17 protein-coding genes are annotated in these 19899 nt (G+C 66.1%); 7 read left to right on the top strand and 10 right to left on the bottom strand.

Translation table 11 applies throughout. From position 1 onward, the window contains the following. The first annotated feature begins 198 nt into the window (after positions 1-198). From NO931_RS00815 to NO931_RS00805, 3 genes are all read left to right on the top strand, one after another. Entirely contained in the window at positions 199-1992 is a 1794-nt protein-coding gene (locus tag NO931_RS00815) for a cbb3-type cytochrome c oxidase subunit I (protein ID WP_256390722.1), read from the top strand. Positions 1993-2095: 103 nt separating this feature from the next. Next, positions 2096-3250: a hypothetical protein gene (locus NO931_RS00810; protein WP_256390721.1), complete on the top strand. Its 1155-nt coding sequence runs from the start codon at positions 2096-2098 to the stop codon at positions 3248-3250. Positions 3251-3430: 180 nt separating this feature from the next. After that, positions 3431-3712 (top strand): DUF7520 family protein, encoded by a 282-nt coding sequence (locus NO931_RS00805; protein ID WP_256390720.1) that lies wholly within the window; start codon positions 3431-3433, stop codon positions 3710-3712. Positions 3713-3741: 29 nt separating this feature from the next. On the opposite strand, the gene acs is transcribed toward NO931_RS00805, so the two are convergent. The 5 genes from acs to NO931_RS00780 form a co-directional block, all read right to left on the bottom strand. Further along, positions 3742-5721 (bottom strand): acetate--CoA ligase, encoded by a 1980-nt coding sequence (gene acs / locus NO931_RS00800; protein WP_256390719.1) that lies wholly within the window; start codon positions 5719-5721, stop codon positions 3742-3744. Between the two features lie 134 nt (positions 5722-5855). Next, on the bottom strand, positions 5856-7556 hold the full coding sequence (locus NO931_RS00795) for an acyl-CoA mutase large subunit family protein (RefSeq protein WP_256390718.1): 1701 nt from the start codon (positions 7554-7556) through the stop codon (positions 5856-5858). 98 nt (positions 7557-7654) lie between these two features. Next, positions 7655-7966: a PDGLE domain-containing protein gene (locus tag NO931_RS00790; RefSeq protein ID WP_256390717.1), complete on the bottom strand. Its 312-nt coding sequence runs from the start codon at positions 7964-7966 to the stop codon at positions 7655-7657. Then, positions 7963-8601, bottom strand: a complete 639-nt coding sequence (locus tag NO931_RS00785) for an energy-coupling factor ABC transporter permease (protein ID WP_256390716.1) — start codon at positions 8599-8601, stop codon at positions 7963-7965. Before NO931_RS00785 ends, NO931_RS00790 begins: the two co-directional genes overlap by 4 nt. Before the next feature lie 61 nt (positions 8602-8662). Further along, positions 8663-9208, bottom strand: coding sequence for a tRNA (cytidine(56)-2'-O)-methyltransferase (locus NO931_RS00780; protein WP_256390715.1), 546 nt, complete (start codon positions 9206-9208; stop codon positions 8663-8665). Between the two features lie 177 nt (positions 9209-9385). On the opposite strand from NO931_RS00780, the gene NO931_RS00775 reads away from it, so the two are divergent. After that, complete coding sequence (locus NO931_RS00775; RefSeq protein ID WP_256390714.1) at positions 9386-9538, top strand: hypothetical protein; 153 nt, start codon at positions 9386-9388, stop codon at positions 9536-9538. A 96-nt stretch (positions 9539-9634) separates the two neighbouring features. Here NO931_RS00775 and NO931_RS00770 read toward each other — a convergent pair whose 3' ends face one another. Further along, positions 9635-10420 (bottom strand): DUF7344 domain-containing protein, encoded by a 786-nt coding sequence (locus NO931_RS00770; RefSeq protein ID WP_256390713.1) that lies wholly within the window; start codon positions 10418-10420, stop codon positions 9635-9637. Positions 10421-10600: 180 nt separating this feature from the next. Between NO931_RS00770 and NO931_RS00765 the strand changes: the two genes are divergently transcribed. Beyond that, a complete protein-coding gene (locus NO931_RS00765; RefSeq protein WP_256390712.1) occupies positions 10601-11086 on the top strand; it encodes an Lrp/AsnC family transcriptional regulator in 486 nt (161 codons plus the stop codon). Further along, positions 11083-12219 (top strand): pyridoxal phosphate-dependent aminotransferase, encoded by a 1137-nt coding sequence (locus NO931_RS00760; RefSeq protein ID WP_256390711.1) that lies wholly within the window; start codon positions 11083-11085, stop codon positions 12217-12219. The genes NO931_RS00765 and NO931_RS00760 overlap by 4 nt, the downstream gene beginning before the upstream one ends. 101 nt (positions 12220-12320) lie before the next feature. On the opposite strand, the gene NO931_RS00755 is transcribed toward NO931_RS00760, so the two are convergent. Then, complete coding sequence (locus NO931_RS00755) at positions 12321-13259, bottom strand: DNA-3-methyladenine glycosylase family protein (RefSeq protein ID WP_256390710.1); 939 nt, start codon at positions 13257-13259, stop codon at positions 12321-12323. Positions 13260-13364: 105 nt separating this feature from the next. On the opposite strand from NO931_RS00755, the gene cysS reads away from it, so the two are divergent. Beyond that, positions 13365-14810 (top strand): cysteine--tRNA ligase, encoded by a 1446-nt coding sequence (gene cysS, locus NO931_RS00750; protein ID WP_256390709.1) that lies wholly within the window; start codon positions 13365-13367, stop codon positions 14808-14810. Positions 14811-14861: 51 nt separating this feature from the next. On the opposite strand, the gene NO931_RS00745 is transcribed toward cysS, so the two are convergent. From NO931_RS00745 to gatC, 3 genes are all read right to left on the bottom strand, one after another. Further along, positions 14862-18140 carry a DUF7289 family protein gene (locus tag NO931_RS00745; RefSeq protein ID WP_256390708.1) on the bottom strand — a complete coding sequence of 1093 codons (3279 nt, stop codon included), beginning with the start codon at positions 18138-18140 and terminating at the stop codon, positions 14862-14864. A gap of 139 nt (positions 18141-18279) precedes the next feature. Further along, entirely contained in the window at positions 18280-19548 is a 1269-nt protein-coding gene (gene gatA / locus NO931_RS00740; protein WP_256390707.1) for an Asp-tRNA(Asn)/Glu-tRNA(Gln) amidotransferase subunit GatA, read from the bottom strand. 2 nt (positions 19549-19550) lie between these two features. Beyond that, the gene (gatC, locus tag NO931_RS00735; RefSeq protein ID WP_256390706.1) at positions 19551-19829 is read right to left on the bottom strand and encodes an Asp-tRNA(Asn)/Glu-tRNA(Gln) amidotransferase subunit GatC; all 279 of its coding nucleotides are present in this window, start codon (positions 19827-19829) and stop codon (positions 19551-19553) included. Positions 19830-19899 lie beyond the last annotated feature (70 nt).

Raw genomic sequence — 19899 nt, 5'->3', positions numbered from 1 at the left:
GTTCGCGCCGTCGAGCGTCCACAGTTCGAGCGGTCGTCGTTCTCACACTGCCGCGTTTACCCGACAGCAAACCCGTGGTAAGCGGGCACACGAATTGCACGAACCGAATACGTTCGGCAGTGGAAAGACGAACCTTTCTTTAACAAGCAATCCTGACTTCCGTGCATGGTAAACGGACAAGTAATCCTGACAGTCCTCATGGGGGCCTTCCTCCTGGCCGTCGCCGCGGGGCTGACGCGCCTCGAGAGCTGGGGTTCGTACACCCCGGCGGGCGGCGGCGGGGTCGGCGACGAGACGGCCCACGGGCATCGGGAGAAACCGGGTGGGATCCTGCGCTGGTTGACGACGGTCGACCACAAGGACATCGGCATGCTCTACGGAACGTACGCCGTGATCGCGTTCGCGTGGGGCGGTATCGCCGTGATGCTGATGCGACTGGAGCTCAGCCTCCCGGGCGAGACGATCATCGGCGCCTCGACGTACAACGCCCTGCTGACGAGCCACGGCATCACGATGCTGTTCCTGTTCGGGACGCCCGTGATCGCCGCGTTCGCGAACTACTTCATTCCGATCCTGATCGACGCGGACGACATGGCGTTCCCGCGGATCAACGCCATCGCGTTCTGGCTGCTCCCGCCGGCCGCACTGCTGGTGTGGGGCGGCTTCTTCCTCGCGCCGTTCATGGACGCCGTCGCCGGCGCCCAGACGTCGTGGACGATGTACCCGCCGCTATCGACCTCGAGCACGGCGATGGGGACGCCCGCGGGACCGAACGGCGTCATCAACGCTGGGGCGGACATGATGATGCTGGGGCTGCACCTCTCCGGGATCTCGGCGACGATGGGCGCGATCAACTTCATCGCGACCATCTTCACCGAGCGCGGCGAGGACGTGGGCTGGCACAACCTCGACATCCTCTCGTGGACGATTCTCACCCAGTCCGGCCTGATCCTGTTCGCGTTCCCGCTGCTGGGCAGCGCGCTGCTGATGTTGCTCGCGGATCGTAACTTCGGGACGCTGTTCTTCGATCCCGCCGGCGGTGGCCCGATCCTCTGGCAGCACCTGTTCTGGTTCTTCGGTCACCCCGAAGTGTACATTCTGGTGTTGCCCCCGATGGGGATCATCAGCTACGTCCTGCCCAGATTCGCGGGGCGTAAGCTGTTCGGGTTCAAGTTCGTCGTCTACTCGACGCTGGCGATCGGGGTGCTATCGTTCGGCGTCTGGGCTCACCACATGTTCGCCTCCGGGATGGATCCGCGCCTCGAGGGGGCGTTCCTGGCGGTGACGCTATCGATCGCCATACCGAGCGCGGTCAAGACGTTCAACTGGATCACGACGCTGTGGAACGGGTCGGTCAAGCTTACGGCGCCGATGCTGTTTTGCATCGGATTCGTCTCGAACTTCATCATCGGCGGTGTCACCGGCGTGTTCCTCGCCGCGACCCCCGTCAACCTGGTGCTCCACGAGACGTACTACGTGGTCGGGCACTTCCACTACGTCGTGATGGGCGCCATCGGCTTCTCGGTGTTCGTGGGCCTGTACTACTGGTTCCCGCTGTACACCGGCCGGATGTACCAGCAGGCCCTCGCGAAGTGGCACTTCTGGCTCACGATGATCGGCACGAACGTCGTGTTCTTCGCGATGATCCTGCTGGGCTACGGCGGCATGCCCCGCAAGTACGCCAACTACGAGTTCCCGATCGGCCCGACGGGCATGTTCACCGACCTCCACCAGATCGCCACGTTCGGTGCCATCATCCTGTTCGTCGGCCAGCTGATCTTCCTGTGGAACTTCGTGACCTCCTGGCTCGAAGGACCGAAGGTCACCGACGACGACCCGTGGGACCTCGCAGAGCACGGGATGAAAGGCCGCGAGTGGGACTGGTTCGGCGAGAACAAGCTCCTCCCGATGACCGACGGCGGCGAGGAGGACGCCGACGTCGCGACCGACGGTGGAGAGCCTGTCGACGCTGACGGCGACGCCGACGAGTAGTCGGCAATCGCGCTTCGACCGTCCGGAATCCGTTTTTGCTCCGGTTCTTTTTATCACCGCCATCGTGACGTACTTTTTTACCACACGGCCGGGTACTCTGACTATGATCCTGCAGGCCCTCCATCGGTCGGTCGACGCCGAAAGCGGCCCCGAGCTGCGCGAGTACGGATCGCTATTCATCGTGTTGCTCGCGTCGCGCTTACTGGGCGAACTCGTCATAGATGGGTTCGAAGCTACACGGGGGCTGCTGTCGGACGCACTCGCTCCGCAGCTGGTGGGCGCGGTCGTGTATGCGGCGCTCGGGCTGACGGTACTCGGCGCCGCCTACGCCGCGCGCCGTCGCCTGCGTCCGACACGGACCGCCCCGGAGCGACACGAACTGTTCACGCTCGCCGGGGCGACGGCGATGTTGCTCCTGTTCGGCGCGTACCTGTTGCACGGCGCTGTCGACCTTCCCGCGTTCCCCGGGGACGTCGTCGGCTCTCTCTTGGCCGGGGGCGTGACGGCGGGTGCGGGGCTGCTCTACGCCAGCAGTCGCGGTATCGACCTGCGGATCGGAACTCCGAAGCGCGATGCCCTCCCTGCGGCGGCCCTCACGATTCTCATCGCCGCGCTCGCGGGAGTCGGATGGGTCGTCGCGCTCGAAGTCGGCGGGAACCCCGTCTTCCGACCGACGTTCGTCGGCGTGTTCGCCCCGGAGCCACAGCTTCGGATCAGCGAGTTGCTCTGGAACGCGGTGCTTCCGAACCTATGCGTCGGCGTCGGGCTGGGTGTCCTGTACAACGGCGCCGTTCAGGAGGAGTTGCGCGATCGCGTCGGGACTGCCGCTGGCACCGCCGCGGTCACGGCACTGATCGGCGTCACGGCGTGGGGATCCGGCGAGTTCAGCCGGACCGTCGACGCGCCCCCGACGGTCGTGCGCGCTACTGTCGTCGTCTTTCTGGCAGTATTGGCAGCGATGCTCGCCATCCGAGCCACCCGAATCCTGCAGCAGAGACGAGACGCCGTCGCGACGCCCATCGCTGCGGCGTCGGCGAGCGCGCTCCTCGTCTCGCTCGCCCTGATCGTCGCCTCCGCGTTTCGGTGGTATCCGCCGGGCTTCGTCGCCAGTGGCGTCAGCTACGCGGTCGTCGGAGCCGCCGCCTGCGTCGGGTACGAGCGGTCGCGCTCGGTCTGGGCGCCCGCGCTGGCGTTCGCGGCGTACCTGTTCGTCGTGGATCCGGACGTTGCACTACACGTTTCGAGAGCGCTGCTCTGAGTCGGTGAAAATGGGCGGTTCGACGCCGCGGCGTCAGCTCAGGACGATGACGAAGCCGGTCAGGAACATCATCGTCACGATCGCGCCGAGCACGAGCCCGAGCAGTTCCTTCTCGCTCATAGTAGAACCCAGGCGCGACGAGTGGAAAAGCCTATTCCTTCCAGGACCGACCGTTCGAACGTGACAGACGCCGAATCGACGTTCGAGGGGATCGACGCTGGCGAAGGGCTGAACGGCCGACGGTTCGTGATCGGGCTCTACCTGGCGCTGGTCACGATCACGGCGACGATGGGCGCGATCCTCTCGGTGGTGCTCACCGAAGTCGAGACGTCACTGACGCTGTTTGGATTCATCAGTCTCCCGCCGACGGCGGCCGGGTTCGCGCTGTACGGCGGCCTCACCGTCGGCGCGATACTCGGCGTTCCGCTGCTCGCGATGTTCTATCTCTCCGAAAAGCGGTAGGCGCCGATTCCGAACGAGAGCGGTCCCGATCAGTCCCCGCCGACCTGCTTCTGGATGTCGTCGACGATCTCGGGGTTGCGCAACGTCGACGTGTCGCCCAGCTCCTCGCCGTTGGCGATCTCTTCGAGCAGTCGGCGCATGATCTTGCCCGAGCGCGTCTTGGGGAGTTCCGGCGTGAAGATGATCTGCTCGGGGCGGGCGATCGGGCCGATGGCGTCCTCGACGCTCTCGACGATCCGTTCGCGGAGTTGGTCGTCGCCCTCGGTGCCTTCTTCGGTGATGGCGTAGACGTACACCGCCTCGCCTTTGACTTCGTGATCGCCGCCGACCACGGCGGCTTCGGCGACGCCGGGGACGCCGACCGCTGCGGACTCGATTTCCATGGTCCCGAGTCGATGCCCGGAGACGTTCAGCACGTCGTCGACGCGACCGAGGACGGTGATGTAGTCGTCCTCGTCGACCTTGGCGCCGTCCTCGGGGAAGTAGATCCACTCGTCGTTCTCGGGGTCGGAGTACTCCGCCCAGTACTCCGAGACGAATCGCTCGTCGTTATCGTAGAGTGTTCGGAGCATGCCGGGCCATGGCTTCTGGACGGTGAGGTGGCCGGCCTGGCCGGGCTCGACTTCGTTCTTGTCCGGGTGGATCACTTTGGCGTCGACGCCCGGCAGCGCCGGCCCCGCTGAACCGGGTTTCATCTCGTTGACGCCGGGCAGCGTCGTGACCATCATGCCGCCCGTCTCGGTCTGCCACCAGGTGTCGACAACCGGGCAGGACTCGTCGCCGATGTGCTTGTAGTACCACTTCCACGCGCGGGGGTTGATCGGCTCGCCGACCGTTCCGAGCAGTCTGAGGCTCGACAGGTCGCGGCTGGCCGGCCAGTCCTCGCCCCACTTCATGAACGCCCGGATCGCGGTGGGCGCCGTGTAGAAGATGTCGACCGCGTTCTGCTCGACGATCTCCCAGACGCGATCCTTCTCGGGATAGTCGGGCGTCCCCTCGTACATCATCGTCGTCGTCCCCAGCGCGAGCGGGCCGTAGACGATGTACGAATGCCCCGTGATCCACCCGATGTCCGCCGAGCACCAGTAGGTGTCCTCGGGATCGATGTCCAGCACCGCCTGGCTGGTCCAGGCAGCGTACGAGAGGTACCCACCGGTCGTGTGCTTGACGCCCTTCGGCTCGCCGGTGGTGCCCGACGTGTACATCAGGAACAGCATGTCCTCGGCGTCCCGGTCGACGGGCTCGACCCGGGCGCCGTCGTGGGCGTCGACCAGTTCGTCGTAGTCGCGGTACTTCTCGCCGAGGAAGTGCGTCAGCTCGTCGCCGAGCCGATCGACAACCACGATGTTTTCGACGTCGTGCTCGACGCCGCGGAGCCCTTTGTCGGCTTTCTCCTTGTGATTGAGCGCGTCGCCGCGGCGGTAGTAGCCGTCGCAAGTGACGAGATACTCCGAGTCCGCCGAGTTCATCCGCGTCGCGAGCGCGTCCGCCGAGAAGCCCGCGAACACCACCGAGTGGGGCGCGCCGATGCGGGCACACGCCAGCATCGCGATCGGCAGCTCGGGAATCATCGGCATGTAGAGGGTGACCACGTCGTCTTCCTCGACGCCGAGGTCGCGCAGCGCGGCGGCGAACTCGTTGACCTCGCGATACAGATCCTGATACGTGTAGGTGCGTGTCTCGCCCAGTTCGCCCTCCCACTTGATCGCGGCCTGGTTCTTCCGACCGTTCTCGACGTGCCGGTCGACGCAGTTGTACGCCGCGTTCAACTCGCCGTTCACGAACCACTCGTAGAAGGGCGCGTCCTCGCCGTCGAGCACCTCGTCCCACTCGCGCTCCCAGTCCAGCAGGTCGGCCGCGCGCTCCCACGATTGGGGCCAGTTCTCCTCGAACTCCTCGTAGATCGCCTCGTCCGAGACGTTGGCCTGCTCGACGAACTCCTCGGGCGGCTCGAAAGAATCCTGTTCTTCCAGGCGAGCCTCCAGCTCGACGTCGGGATCGTCTGTCATGGCGTACGTTCACGTGCACAGCACGCGGGGATAAACGTTGGCCTCGGTCGACTGGATTTCCGGGAGAGGGCGGCGGGGCAGGCTGCGATCGCAGGCGTATGAATCCAGCCCGTCAGCGCACTGAGACGGCCGGCTCAGGCCAGGCCGATCTCCTCCTCGTAGGAACCGTGGGCCGCCTCGAACACCCGCATGATCTCGCCCATCGTGGCGTAAGCCTTGACGGCCTCGATGATCGCGGGCATCGTGTTCTCGTCGGCTGCGACGGCGTCTTCGATTCGCTCTAAGGCGTCGGCGACGGCGTCGTCGTCGCGCTCGTCCTTGACGTCGGCGAGACGCTGGCGCTGGCGCTGCTCGACCGTCTCGTCGACTTTGAGAATGTCCGGGCGGGTGTCCTCCTCGATGGTGAACTCGTTGACGCCGACGACGACCTCCTCGCCGGACTCGACGCGCTCCTGGTACTCGTAGGACGCCTCCTGAATCTCGCGGTGGAAATAGCCCCGTTCGAGCGCCGTCAGGACGCCCTCGCGCATCGAGCCGTCACCCATTTCGCGGATCTCTTCGAGATACTCCATAGTTCGCTGTTCGGTCTCGTCGGTCAGCGCCTCGACCGCGAAGCTCCCGCCCATCGGGTCGACGATGTCCGCGGCGCCGGACTCCTCGCCGATGATCTGCTGGGTGCGCAGCGCCACACGGACGGCTTTCTCGCCGGGCAGCGCGAGCGCCTCGTCGAAGCTGTTGGTGTGCAGGCTCTGGGTGCCACCGAGCACGCCGGCCAGCGCCTGGATCGTCACGCGGACGACGTTGTTCAGCGGCTGCTGGGCGGTCAGGCTCTGGCCCGCGGTCTGAGTGTGAAACTTCAGTTGTTTCGACGCCGACGCGTCGGCGTCGTACCACTCGTCCATCAGGCGGGCGTAGATCCGCCGGGCGGCTCGGAACTTCGCGATCTCCTCGAAGAAGGAGTTGTGACAGTTGAAGAAAAAGGAGAGTTGGGGCGCGAACTCGTCGACATCCAGCCCGCGGTCGACGGCGTCCTCGACGTACGCGAACCCGTCGGCGAGGGTGAAGGCGAGTTCCTGCACCGCCGTCGAGCCGGCCTCGCGGATGTGATAGCCCGACACCGAGACGGGGTTGAACTTCGGCGTCTCCGCCGCCGAGAACTCGATCACGTCCGTCACGAGATCGAGCGACGGCTCGGGCGGGATCACCCACTCCTTCTGCGCGATGAACTCCTTGAGCATGTCGTTCTGGAGGGTGCCGCGAAGCTCCTCGCGCGGGACGCCCTGCTGGTCGGCGATCGCGACGTACATCGCGTAGATCACCGGCGCGGAGGGGTTGATCGTGAAACTCGTCGACACCTCGCCGACGTCGATCCCCTCGAACAGGATCTCCATGTCCCGCAGCGTGTCGACGGCGACGCCCTCCTTGCCGACCTCGCCGTCGGTCAACGGGTCGTCCGAGTCCTTCCCCATCAGCGTCGGCATGTCGAACGCGGTCGAGAGCCCGGTCTGGCCCTCGTCGATCAGGTAGTGGAAGCGCTCGTTGGTTTCCGTCGCGGTGCCAAAGCCCGCGAACTGGCGCATCGTCCACGTCCGGCCGCGGTACATCGTCGGGTAAACGCCCCGGGTGAACGGTTCCTCGCCCGGGAACCCCAGATCGTCGAGATAGTCGAGGTCTGCCACGTCGTCGGGCGTGTACAGCCGATCGACGTCGAGGTTCGAGACGGTCGCGAACCGTTCTTTGCGCTCGCCGTGGCGGTCGAGCGTCGGATCGAGCGTCTCCGATTCCCACTCCTCGCGACTCTCCCTGATCGACGTGAGATCGCCCTCGTCGTACATGGGTGCAAGTTTTGCCGGGCTAATGATGAAGATTCGGGTGGTACGGAGTGGCCGATCGCGGAGAAAGGCGTCGAAAAAGTCGTCGAACGGTCAGTCCGTCAGCTCTCGGTCGCGAGCAGCCGGGCGAAGCCGACGCCGAGCGCGAGCGTCAGCGCGGTGCCAAGCAGTGCGGCGCCGAGCGTCCCGAGGTGCGGACCGAGACCCGGAAGCGCGTAGCCCGAGAGGAGGCTCACGTCCGTCGCGACGGCGGACGAGGCCGCGCCCGCCGCTTCGGCGGCGTTCTCCATCGGTTCGGAGTAGCCCACGCGTGCGGCCGCCCACGCGAAGACCGGCGCGAGCAGGACCATGACGGTCAGGCCGGCCAGCGAACGCTGGACCCACTCGTCGTCCGCGGCGGTGCGGACGCTCACGCGCTGATCCCCTCCGGGCTGCGCTCGCCGGTCTCGACGCCGGTGCGGGCGAGCAGGCGGTAGCCGACCAGCGTGAGCAGCCCCTCACCGAGGCCGAGGACGGCGTGACCGCCGACCATCACGGCGACGACCGAGAGCAGTTCGCCGCCGAAGGCGGGCGCGGTGCCGAGCTGGAGGCTCGCGGACGCCGCCGCGGCCGTGATGCCGACCCAGCCGCCCGCGACCATCGCGAGCGGTTCGCTGCGGTCGGCGAGAGCGGCGTAGACGGCGTAGCCGACGTACGCCTGGACGATCGCCATGTTCCAGACGTTCGCGCCCAGCGCCAGCGCGCCGCCGTCGGCGAACACCAGTGCCTGGACCGTCACGACGAGCGCGACCGCCAGCGCGCCGAGGTGGGGACCGAGCGCGATCGCGGCGAACGCGCCGCCGACGAAGTGGGCGCTCGTGCCGCCCGGGATCGGCCAGTTGAGCAGTTGAGCGGCGAACACCGCCGCGGCGACGACGCCGAACAGCTGGATCCGGTACTCGGTCAGCGAGTCGCGCGCTCGCGTCGCGGCGACCGACAGCACGACGCCGGCCAGCGCGAGGAACGCCCCCGCCATCCACGGGTGCAGGTACCCATCAGGTGTGTGCATCGCACGTTGCTTTCACAGGACTGACTATAGACGTACCGAACCGAACGGCGCCGAAAGAAGATTACTCGTCTTCGGGATCGACGACTTTCTTCCCGGTGGCCATCGGGACGACCCGCTGGTCGGCGTCTTCCCACTCCCGATCGAGTTCCCGGCCCTCGAAGATTCGATCCAGGAAGACGGCCAGCCCGGCGACCTCCGAGTGGGGCTGGTTCGTGACGCCAACGTTCCAGTCGGCGGCCTCGTACACATCGAACGACACCTTCTCGGCGCCGACGACGATCAGCAGCGGCTCGCCGTCGTCGTCGCGAGAACTCCTGATCTCGTCTTCGACGTCCTGCACGCGCTCCCCGTACATCGTGAGGTGGACGATCCGGCCATCCCAGTCCCGCAGGAGCGCCTTCGGCGAGTCGGTCACTTCGGCTTCGAAGGGGCCGCCGAACCGGTCGGTGATGTCCCGGACCGTCTCGGCGGCCTGGCTCCCGCCGGCGAAGATCGCCCGGTCGGCGCCGAGCGCCCGCGCCGTCAGTCCGACGTGCGTCGTCATGCGGTCGTCGCGCCCCGGCCGGTGACCGAGCCGCAGGACGGCGACCGCTGGCTCCCCGTGCATACGTTCGGCCTCGCACGGCGCAGGTTAGGGGGTTTCGCTTCCGGGGCGCCCCGAGCGGACCGGGCGGTCGAATCTTGCAGCCCGGAACGCCGGGGACGAAGGTTATTCGACCGCAGATTTCCAAAGAAACTTTACACGAAACTTAAAACACCCGGCAACTATCCACGAACAAGTGGAATGACCGGGAAGAGCGAGGCGATCGAACGGTGCGCGTACTGCCGGAGCTACGTTCCGGTGACGCCGGTGAACGTCGGGCCGCGGTCGGCCGACGAGAACGCGCTACGGGCGGTCGTGACGATCTGCGAGGGCTGCCAGGACGACGGACTGTAAGCGCGAGAGTCCGGTCGACGATCGGCGGCCGGAAATGGAAGATGGTACAGTGCAAGCGTCAGGACAGAGCTATTCTGCGATGCGGTCGGACGCCGACTACTTGACGACGGCGGCCCGATCGTCGTCGCGAAGCCGCGCCGTCGTCGCCTCGGCGTCGTACTCGACGACGCCGGCGTCGTCGAGTTTCGGCAGGTGGACGTGGTGCAACTCGGCGGCGATCGCCGCGCGGTTGCGTGCCGCCCACTCCGATTCGAGGTCGGCGGCGATGTCTCCCGGGGAGACGGCGACCGCGTCGCGCTCGGCGAGCGCCCGCACCACGCGTCGGCGCCGATCGTCGGCGATCGAGCGATCGTCGAGTAGCGACTCGATCCCGGTCCGCTCGGCCGTCGCATCGGCGTCCGCTGACGCCGCCGCGCTCGGCGTGGCGGCGGCCCGCGCTGACGACGTGGCGTCGTCGCCGGTCGTGTCCACGTCGGACGCCGCTGCCGAAGCGCCGAACTGCTCGGTGAGCCGGGTCGTGTGCAGGCCGAACGCGAGCCCGAGCACGGCGCCGGCCGAGGCGACCGAGACGAGATGGAACAGCGACTCGACGACGATTCGCTCGCCCGGCCGGGCCGCAACGACCGCCCAGCCGGCGACGACGCTGAGCGCGACGACGCCGACGAACCATCCCTGAGCGACCGTGTACACCTCGGTCTGGTCGAAGTCGTTCGTGGCGAGCCAGTAGCCGCCGTACATCAACACGGCGGGCATGGCGCCCGCCGCAGCGAGTTCGATCCACCACTGCTCGAAGGGGTCCGGCGACGCGACGACGTACATCACGCCGACGAGCGCGACGACGAACCCGATCCCGGTCGCGGCCCACTCCCCGAGAGAGGGCACGGAAGGACCCCCGGTGCGGTCGTGTAGAGCCATCGTGCCGCTAGTTCGATAGCACGGCGACATTATTCTTTCCCCGAGTGTGAGTACGATGAATTATCTCCACTCGTTCCCGAATCTCCATACGAAACGCACCTTCGCGATGCAGAAACCCTTTTGTGGTCGCCTTCGTCTCCCTGTGGTATGAGCAAGCGCGAACTCCTCGATCTGCTCTTAGAGAACGCCCGCTACTCGACGGCGGACCTCGCCCGGATGACCGATCTCGACGAGGACGAGGTCGTGGCGACCGTCGAGGCGCTCGAAGACGAGGGCGTGATCAAGGGGTATCAGGCGGTCGTCGACTGGAACAAGGTCGCCGAGGAGCGCGTGCGGGCGTCGGTCGAACTCAACGTCACGCTCGACCGCGAGACGAGCTACGGCGATATCGCCGAGCGGCTCGCCAAGTTCCCGCAGGTGACGACCCTGCGGCTCGTCAGCGGCGACTACGACTTCGAGATGGAAGTCGAAGGCGAGTCGATGCAGGAGGTCTCGAAGTTCATCAGCGACAAAGTCGCGCCGGTGCCCGAGATCACCCAGACGGTGACCCACTACGTGATGGACACCTACAAGGATCGCGGGCTGCAGATGAGCGACGGCGACGACGACGATCGCCTCTCGGTCTCGCCATGAAGGTCAGCGATCGCGTCGAGGCGGTGCCGCCCTCCGGCATCCGACGGTTCTTCGAACTGGCCGAGGAGATGGACGACGTCATCTCGCTGGGCGTCGGCGAGCCCGACTTCTCGGCGCCGTGGGCCGCCCGCGAGGCCGCCATCGCATCCTTAGAGCGAGGCCGGACCTCCTACACCGCCAACCGGGGCCGCAAGGACCTCCGCGAAGAAATTGCCGCCCACGTGGCCGAGCGCTACGGGTTAGAGTACGACCCCGACGACGAAATCATCGTGACGACCGGCGTTAGCGAGGGCGTCGACGTCGCGCTCCGGGCGCTGGTCGACCCGGGCGACGTCGTCGCGGTGCCCCAGCCCTCCTACGTCTCCTACGAGCCGGGGATCACGTTCGCCGGCGGTCAGCCCCTGCCGGTGCCGACCAGCGACGACGAGTTCAAGCTGACAGTCGACGCGCTGGAGCGTGCTGGAGCCGCCGACGCCGATGCCCTGCTGTACTGCTACCCCAACAACCCGACCGGCGCGATCATGACCGAGGAAGACTTGCGGCCGGTCGCCGCCTTCGCGCAGGAGCACGACCTGACGGTGTTCGCCGACGAGATCTACTCGGAGCTCACTTACGGCCACGAGCACACGTCGATCGCGACGCTGCCGGGGATGCGCGAGCGGACGGTCGTGTTCAACGGCTTCTCGAAGGCCTTCGCGATGACGGGGCTCCGGCTGGGCTACGCGCTCGCGCCGCCGGAAGCCGTCGCCGGGATGAACCGCATCCACCAGTACTCGATGCTGTCGGCGCCGACGACCGCCCAGTACGCCGCGATCGAGGCGCTGCGCAACTGCGAGGAGGAGGTCGCCGAGATGATCGGCCAGTACGATCGCCGCCGCCAGTTCGTGCTCTCGCGGTTCGAGGAGATGGGCATCGACTGCTTCGAGGCCGAGGGCGCGTTCTACGTGTTCCCCGAGGCGCCGGGCGGCGACGACGAAGCGTTCGCCGAAGACTTGCTGCAGGAACACGGCGTCGCCGTCGTTCCGGGGTCGGTGTTCGGCGAGGACGGCGAGGGGCACCTCCGAGTGTCGTACGCCACCGGACTGGACGATCTTCGGGAGGCCATGGACCGGATCGAAACGTTCGTCGAGTGAGGGTCCGGACCGGACGACCCGCTTCCTGACACCCAGCTACCGACCCGGCTACGAACAGCTCGAACGCCCTCGAACAAAATTCAGGGAGAAGAGCGGTCAGATCACGCCTCGTCGCGCGTCCGGAGGTAGTGAAACACGTACGTCTGAACGTACCCGGCGTACCCTCCACCGTCAGAGCGCGGCTCTGACGAGCCTCCGATCGCTTCGCTCTCGGAGACACCAAACGCCTCCCGGATCGCGCGCGAGGTGTCTCGGTAGTTCCCACGATCGCACTCGGGGTAGTAGTCCTCGACGGCAGTCTTGATCCAGGTGTCCAGCGGCACGGCCTCCAGATACCCGAGCGAGAACAGCAACACGCAGTCGGCCACCTTGTCGCCGACGCCGACGAACCGCGTCAGCTCCTCCCGGGCCTCCTCGTACGGTAGGCCCTCGGCGTCGCGCGGGTGCGCCTCGCCACCGGCGACCATCTCGGCGGTCCGGACGACGTAGGGCGCCCGGTAGCCCAGCCCCAGCTCTCGCAGTTCCGCCTCCGTCGCGGTCGCGAGCTGGTCGGGCGTCGGAAACGCGTGATACGTCCGCCCCTGAAACTCGACCGCGTCGCCGTACTCGCGGGCCAGCGTCGACACCATCGTGTGGATGCGCGCGACGCGCATCTGCTGGGAGCAGATAAAGGCGATCAGCGTCGGGAAGGGCGGATCGTCGACGAGGCGCAGCCCGCGGGCGTAGTCGTAGGCCTCCGCAATCAGAGGATCGTCGGGCGCGACCTCGAAGATCGACGGGAGATCGTCGTCGAGGCGCAGGAGCGTTCGAACCGTGTCCTCGGCGTCGCCGGTGCTCTCCCACTCGATCGCGTCGGCAGTCTGCCGAACCCGCAGCACCTCGTCGTCGATCACGGTGCAGTACCACGGCTGGCCCTCCGGAGCGTCCTCGTACATCCGCCCGTCCTCGCGGCGCCAGAGATACGACTGCCCGCTCTCGAGCGTGGCGTAGAGGTCGATACCACCCGGAAGCGACTGGTTCGGGATCGCGCCTGTCGGCATCTATCAGTCCGGTAGGACGGTGCCGGTTTGGGGCTTTCGAGTGGGCCGCGAGGGGAGTCGGGACTCCGACGGATTCAAGCGCCCGCTACGTGAAACGACCGGCAGATGACGCTGCACGTATCGAACTCGTTGACCGGCGAGCGAGAGCCGTTCGAGCCCCAAGACCCCGACTCCGTGCTGCTGTACTACTGCGGCCTGACGGTCTCGGACCTCGCACACCTCGGACACGCCAGGTCGTGGGTTCACGTCGACGTGATGCACCGCTGGCTGGAGCAGTTGGGCTACGACGTCCGGCACGTCGAGAACTTCACCGACGTCAACGAGAAGATCGTCGCGCGCGTCGGCGAGGACGAACTCGGCGAGAGCGAACCGGATGTCGCCCGCCACTTCGTCGAGGAAGTGCTGACCGACATGCGCTCGCTCAACCTCAAGCGCGCGGACGTCTACCCCCGCGTCAGCGAGCACGTTCCCGAAATCGTCGGGATGGTCGAGACCCTGGTCGAGAAGGGCTACGCCTACGAGGCCAACGGCTCGGTGTACTTCGACGTCTCGGAGTTCGAGGAGTACGGCAAGCTCTCGAACCAGAGCCTGGCGGACATCGAACAGCAGGGCGACCCCGACGAGCGCTCCGAGAAGCGCAACCCCGCCGACTTCGCGCTCTGGAAAGCCGGCGAAGCCCATCCCGACGACGCCCCTTCAGGGGGCGAAACCTGGGACTCGCCGTGGGGTGAGGGCCGCCCGGGTTGGCACATCGAGTGCTCGGCGATGAGCACGACCCACCTGGGCGATTCGATCGACGTCCACGTCGGCGGGCGCGACCTCGTCTTTCCCCACCACGAAAACGAGATCGCCCAGAGCGAGGCCGCCACCGGCGAGCAGTTCGCCAGCTACTGGTTGCACGTCGACCTGCTCGAAACTGCGGGCGAGAAGATGTCTTCGAGTCTGGAGAACTACTTTACGATCCGGAACGCCGTCTCGGAGTTCGGCCCGAACGCGATCCGCATGTTCCTGCTGTCGGCGGCCTACGACAACACCCAGACGTACAGCGAGGCCGCTCTCGACGAAGCGGTCGAGCGCTGGGAGCGGCTCGAACGGGGTTACCGCACCGCGGTCGACGCAGCGGACGACGTCGACGCCCGGACGAAAGTCGAAGACGACGAGTTGCGCGACGCCGTCGCCGAGGCTCGCGAGGAATTCGCCGAGGCGATGAACGACAATTTCAACACCCGCGAGGCGATCGCGGCGCTGCTCTCGGTCGCGACGGCGGTCCACCGCCACGTCGACGAGCGCGACGAGTACGACTACCGCGCGCTGTGTGACGCCGTCGAGACGTTCGAGGAGTTCGGCGGTGACGCGCTGGGCTTCGCGCTGGCGGGCGAAGCGGACGGCACGGCGCGTCTGGCAGAGGAACTGGTCGAACTCGTCGTCGAGGTGCGAGAGAACGAGCGCGAGGCAGGCAACTACGAGCGGGCGGACGAGTTGCGCGACGAGCTAGCGGCGCTCGGCGTCACCGTCGAGGATACGGCCGACGGCGTCGAGTATCACTTCTGAGAGCCGCTACGTTCGGAATTCGGCGTCGAGGTGACGCCGGTTTCGGGCGAGCTACTCCGAATCGATGACGATCTGGTTGTTCTCGATGTTGACGGTGTAGGTGTAGTCCTCGTTCTCGTCAAGCGGCGAGCCGTTGGGACCCTCCGTGATCGTCTCGCCACTGCCGTCCGTCCAGTGTTCGTCGGTGATCTCGTAGAGCATCACCACGTCGTTGTAGTCTGCCGAGGAACGTCCATCGACTGCGTCCTCGAAGTTGGCCCCCGTCTCGTCCAGTTCGAAGGCGATCACGAACTCACCGTCGTCGAGTTCGAGCGTGTCGTCGGCGTTGAGTCGCGATCCGAGCATGTCCTTCATACCGCGCTGACCGCCCGCGGGCTCGACGTGCGGAACTTCGTCGCCGTCGCGGAGAATCTTCAGCTGATTCTGGCTACTGCCCGGATCGTACTCGATCGTCGATTCGACCGGGTCGTTCGATCCACAACCGACCTCGAAGTGGCGCGTGCCGTCGATCATCTTCGAGGTGCCGGCGTAGCTTCTGGTATCACCACAGAGCCGGAACCGGTAGTCCATCTCCACCGAGAACCCGGTCCCCGGTTCGAGGCCGTTCAGGTCCTCGCTACGGACTTCGGGCACCGCCGGGTGGTTGATGTCGTCGTTCCACCCCGCACCGGGGTAGCCTCGCGCATCGAGACGCGGGTCCGGCCACGGCTCTCGATACGTCGCGCTGGAGTTCGGTGGGTTGGTAACCAGATCCAAGCTGATCGGCCCGTGCGAGAGGAGCGGGGCGTTTTCGATCTTCGTCCGCTTGAGCGAGATGTCGTAGTCGAACTCTGTTTCGGCGGTCGTACTGGATACGCGAATCGTGTGTTGGCCCTCTGCGAGAGAGTTCGCGATGAGCGTCACATCGGATCCACCGTCTTCGACCGCCACTCGACCGCCGGACGGTCCGAGCAGTTCGACGCGCGGTGACGTCTCGGTCGACGAGACGGCGACTTCCACGTTGTCGCCGTCGCGCGCGTCGAACGTAACGTCCTCGTAGTAGAACGTCTCATCATCGGCATCTGGCGACGTTTCGCGGAGTTCGAGACGATACGAGACGCCTTCTGTCTCGGTTGTTACTCGGATGAAGTACTCCCCGTCCTCCGGCAGCGTCGTCGTGATCGTGTTGTCGTTCTCGGCGACGAGTGTACCGTCGGACCGGTACAGCTGCAAGGTCACACTGTGGGTTTCGAAGTACCCGCTGGAAGTCGCTTCACCGTAAATCTCTACCTCATCTCCCGCTGATCCGTCGAATTCGACATCCTCGTGATACGTACAGTCATTTTGCCACCAAGGCCCCTGACAGTCCTCCGAATCAGTGTCGTCTAGGTACGATTCACCGTACTCCCCGTACGCAAGACGATCCAGATCGTATCCGCTGTATCCCTCGTCCAGCGATTCGCCGTCTGGATCGCGGAGTAGACTCTCGTCATCACTCGACACGCGGCTGCTCGTCTTCTGCCAGTACGACAGCGAGTCGAGGTCGCCGTCATCGTTGGCTACGGACTCCAGCTCTAGCGACGGATAGAGATCAGCCCTCCGGCCGTCGTTCGAGAACTCGCTCCCGAGAATTGTCGCCCGGGCGTCGAAGGACTCCAGTTCGGGGTCACTCGGCCCCGTCACCTGCCCGTCCTCGATGACCGCGGTCGTTCCATCGCCGATCCGTTCGAGCGCGTTGTCGTAGTGGAAGTCGACGTCACGGATCTGGCCGTCGAAGCCGCCGATGAGCGAGCCGTACACGGCGAGGCCGCTGTCGAGCGTCATCTCCGCGTCCGGCGCGTAGATGACGCCGGTGAACTCGTCGCCGCTCAGCGAGACGCTGGCGGTCGAGGGCGCGTACCAGAAGTTCTTGTAGGAGCGATCTCCCGCGACCGTAACGTCGCCGTCGACCGTCACGTCGGTACTCGAGAAGATGCGGGCCTGATTGGCGTCGCTCCCGATCACTTCGACGGTTGCGCCGTCCTCGACGCTCACCCCGCTTTCGGCGGCGATGACGACGTCGCCCGACGAGGTGTCGAGCGTCAGCGTGGCGTCCTCGGGCACCGTCAGCGTATCGAGGTGGTACACGCCCGAAGAGAGCGTGACCGATCCGCCCTCGGAGAGGACGAGTTCGTCGGCGGTCATGGCGCTCGTATCGCTGTTTTCGGCGTTCGTTTCGATCGCGTCGATCGTGTCCACGATTTCGCCGTCGATCGACGGCGGCGCGTCGACATCCGCGTTCTCGTGCTCCTCCCCGTCGATCGAGTTACCGCGACCTGGTATGTGGATGGAGCCGCCAGCGAACACGTCCCCGTAGAAGTCGAAGTTGCCGTTCAGCGTCACGTCACCGGCGCTGGCGATCTTCCCCGTCTTGGAGTCGTACGCGCCGCTGTCGTCGTACGGAGCCATCTGCGAGTCGTAGCCGTCGAAGAACACCCTGTTGAGGTTGCTCGGATTGAACGGAGATCCGGTGTGGAGCGCCCCGAACGTGTCCGGATTTGCGATCGTGAAGTCGGCGGGCTGGACCGGCGCGCCCAGCGGCGAGGTCGCCACGACCGCGTCTCCGTCCCAGCGTACCGTTCCGGCTGCGCCGACCTGTTCTTCGAGGTAGCGGTACCAGGCATCAGCGTACTGGTTCCCCTCGATGCGGATCTCGATGCTCCAGACCCGGTCGGTGTCGTCGAGGCAGCCAAACAGGTCCCGTTGCATTTTGGCTCGGCGCTGCTCGGAGATAGACCGGTTTTGTTGTGCTTCGACGGTCGAACCCGACAACGAACTGTTGTCCGGGTCGACGTTCGTCGCCGGGAAGTTGATCGAGCGAACAGTGCGACCGCCCTGCGTCTGCTTGCTGATCGTCAGATCGGGCTGGGAGATCATTGTCGGCGATCCGCCGTCGGATCGCCAGACGCCACCCGCCTGAAAACCGACGGTGCTACCGTCGCGCTCGTACTCGAGCGTGCCGATGTCCATCCGGGCCTCGCAGCTACCGGCCGCCGTTCGTCCCGGGTTGATCTTGAAGATCATCTCCCCGTCGTCGGCGACGGACGCCTGCCCCTCCTGGAAGTCACCCAGCGTAAGTTCCGTCTGGCGATCGCCAGGTGAACTCGCGAGCTCGCTGAGGTCGGTCCCGACCTGCTGCATCGACGTCTCGGCGCGATCGAGCGACGACTCGGTCTGCATCGTGTCGATCAGCGACATCCCTCCCAAGGCGACCAGCGTAGCACCGAACAGTACTAACCCGAACAGCAGTACGATGCCGACGACGGGCGAGAGGCCCCGACGGTCGTCGGAGGAGCCGGCACCATGATTCATATTATAACTAATCTACAGCTATGACGCAATAAAACCTTCCCTACCTTTGCTGTCACGTTCTGTCCAGTAAAGCACAGTAAAGAGCATCACACCCGCGATTCGTCTTCGCGAGGGACCGTAGGGCCGGGGGTTCGATGACTTAGTCCAGCGCGCTCGCCGCGCGAACGATCGTCTCCTCTCCGAAGGCCGGCCCAATCAACTGCAGCCCGACCGGCAGCCCGTCGGTCTCGCCGGCCGGCACCGAGATGGCGGGCAAGTCGGCCAAGTTGACGGGCGTGGTGTTGGCGTCCGCGAGATACATCTTCAGGGGGTCGTCGAGGCTCTCGCCCAGCTCGAACGGCGGAATCGGCATCGTCGGACTCGCCAGCACGTCGGCGTCGGCGAGCGCCTCGTCGAAGTCCTGTTTGACCCACGCACGGGCGTCCTGTGCCTTCTTGTAGTACTTGTCGTGATACCCGGCCGATAGCGCGTACGTGCCGAGCAGGATCCGGCGCTTGACCTCGTCGCCGAAGCCCTCGCGGCGGGCTTTCGAGAACGCCTCGTTCCAGTTGCCCTCGAACCCGCCGGAGTGTCCGTAGCGGACGCCGTCGAACCGCGCAAGGTTCGAGGACGCTTCGGACATCGCGATCACGTAGTACGCCTCGACGGCGTGCTCGACGGACGGAAGGCTCACTTCGTGGTAGCTCGCACCCTGCGCTTCGAGGTCGTCGATCGCGCTCCAGAACTGCTCGACGACGCCCTCGTCCGCGCCGTCGAGGAGTTCGGTGGGGACGCCGATCTCCAGCCCGTCGACGTCGCCGTCGGCCGCCGCGGCGTAGTCGGACTCAGCGCCTTCTTCGCGCGTCGTCGCGTCGTTCGGGTCGGGGCCGCTGATCGCATCGAGCAGTTCCGCGGCTTCCTCGACGGTCGGCGCGAGCGGGCCGATCTGCTCTAAGCTGTTGGCGTACGCGACGAGCCCGTAGCGAGAGACCAGCCCGTAGGTCGGCTTGATGCCGACGACGCCGCAGAAGGCCGCGGGGCAGCGCACCGAGCCGCCGGTGTCCGATCCCAGCGCGAGGTCGGCCTCGCCCGCGGCAACCGCGGCGGCGGACCCGCCCGAGGAGCCGCCGGGGACGTGCCCCGGCGCTGCGGGGTTGTCGGTCGCGCCGAACGCAGAGGTTTCGGTGGTCGTCCCCATGCCGAACTCGTCCATGTTGGCCTTGCCGGCGACGTCGGCGCCGGCGTCCTTGAGGCGCTCGACGACGGTCGCGTCGTACGGCGGGACGTACTCCGCCAGCATGGCAGAGCCGCAGGTCGTCCGAATCCCCTTGGTCGAGATGTTGTCCTTGACGGCGACGGTCTTGCCCGCGAGCGGGCCGTCGTCGTCGCCCGTCGCGGACTCCTCGGTGATGAAGATGTTTTCCGACATGATCAGGAGACGTTCGGGCCCTTGAAGTAGCCGTTCTCGGTTTCTTCGGCGTTCTGCAGGGCTTCGTCCTGGGTGAGCCCCTCGTGTTCTTCGTCGGGGCGCATCACGTTGACCAGGTCGGCCTCGCGGTCGACTTCGGGCACCTCGTCCAACGTCTCGAAGTAGTCGAGGATGTCCGCGAACTGCGCGGCGAACTCGTCGACGGTGTCGTCGTCGAGGTCGACCCGCGCCAGCTCGGCGACGTGACGGACCTCCTCGGGACCGGCGGGCGTGTCGCTCATGCACGGAGGAACTGGCGGGCCGGGAGTAAGCATTTCGATTACGGGCCCTCGTCCACTGCGTCGACCGCGG

Source organism: Natronoarchaeum rubrum, from assembly GCF_024494695.1.
Note: the sequence above shows the minus strand (reverse complement) of the source record. Positions and strands in the feature narration are given on the sequence as shown.

Coding starts and splice junctions, on each gene's coding strand:
- NO931_RS00815 (WP_256390722.1), top strand. CDS start 199: ATGGGGGCCTTCCTCCTGGCCGTCGCCGCGGGGCTGACGCGCCTCGAG.
- NO931_RS00810 (WP_256390721.1), top strand. CDS start 2,096: ATGATCCTGCAGGCCCTCCATCGGTCGGTCGACGCCGAAAGCGGCCCC.
- acs (WP_256390719.1), bottom strand. CDS start 5,721: ATGACAGACGATCCCGACGTCGAGCTGGAGGCTCGCCTGGAAGAACAG.
- NO931_RS00795 (WP_256390718.1), bottom strand. CDS start 7,556: ATGTACGACGAGGGCGATCTCACGTCGATCAGGGAGAGTCGCGAGGAG.
- NO931_RS00785 (WP_256390716.1), bottom strand. CDS start 8,601: ATGCACACACCTGATGGGTACCTGCACCCGTGGATGGCGGGGGCGTTC.
- NO931_RS00780 (WP_256390715.1), bottom strand. CDS start 9,208: ATGCACGGGGAGCCAGCGGTCGCCGTCCTGCGGCTCGGTCACCGGCCG.
- NO931_RS00775 (WP_256390714.1), top strand. CDS start 9,386: ATGACCGGGAAGAGCGAGGCGATCGAACGGTGCGCGTACTGCCGGAGC.
- NO931_RS00765 (WP_256390712.1), top strand. CDS start 10,601: ATGAGCAAGCGCGAACTCCTCGATCTGCTCTTAGAGAACGCCCGCTAC.
- NO931_RS00760 (WP_256390711.1), top strand. CDS start 11,083: ATGAAGGTCAGCGATCGCGTCGAGGCGGTGCCGCCCTCCGGCATCCGA.
- NO931_RS00755 (WP_256390710.1), bottom strand. CDS start 13,259: ATGCCGACAGGCGCGATCCCGAACCAGTCGCTTCCGGGTGGTATCGAC.
- cysS (WP_256390709.1), top strand. CDS start 13,365: ATGACGCTGCACGTATCGAACTCGTTGACCGGCGAGCGAGAGCCGTTC.
- NO931_RS00745 (WP_256390708.1), bottom strand. CDS start 18,140: ATGAATCATGGTGCCGGCTCCTCCGACGACCGTCGGGGCCTCTCGCCC.
- gatA (WP_256390707.1), bottom strand. CDS start 19,548: ATGTCGGAAAACATCTTCATCACCGAGGAGTCCGCGACGGGCGACGAC.
- gatC (WP_256390706.1), bottom strand. CDS start 19,829: ATGAGCGACACGCCCGCCGGTCCCGAGGAGGTCCGTCACGTCGCCGAG.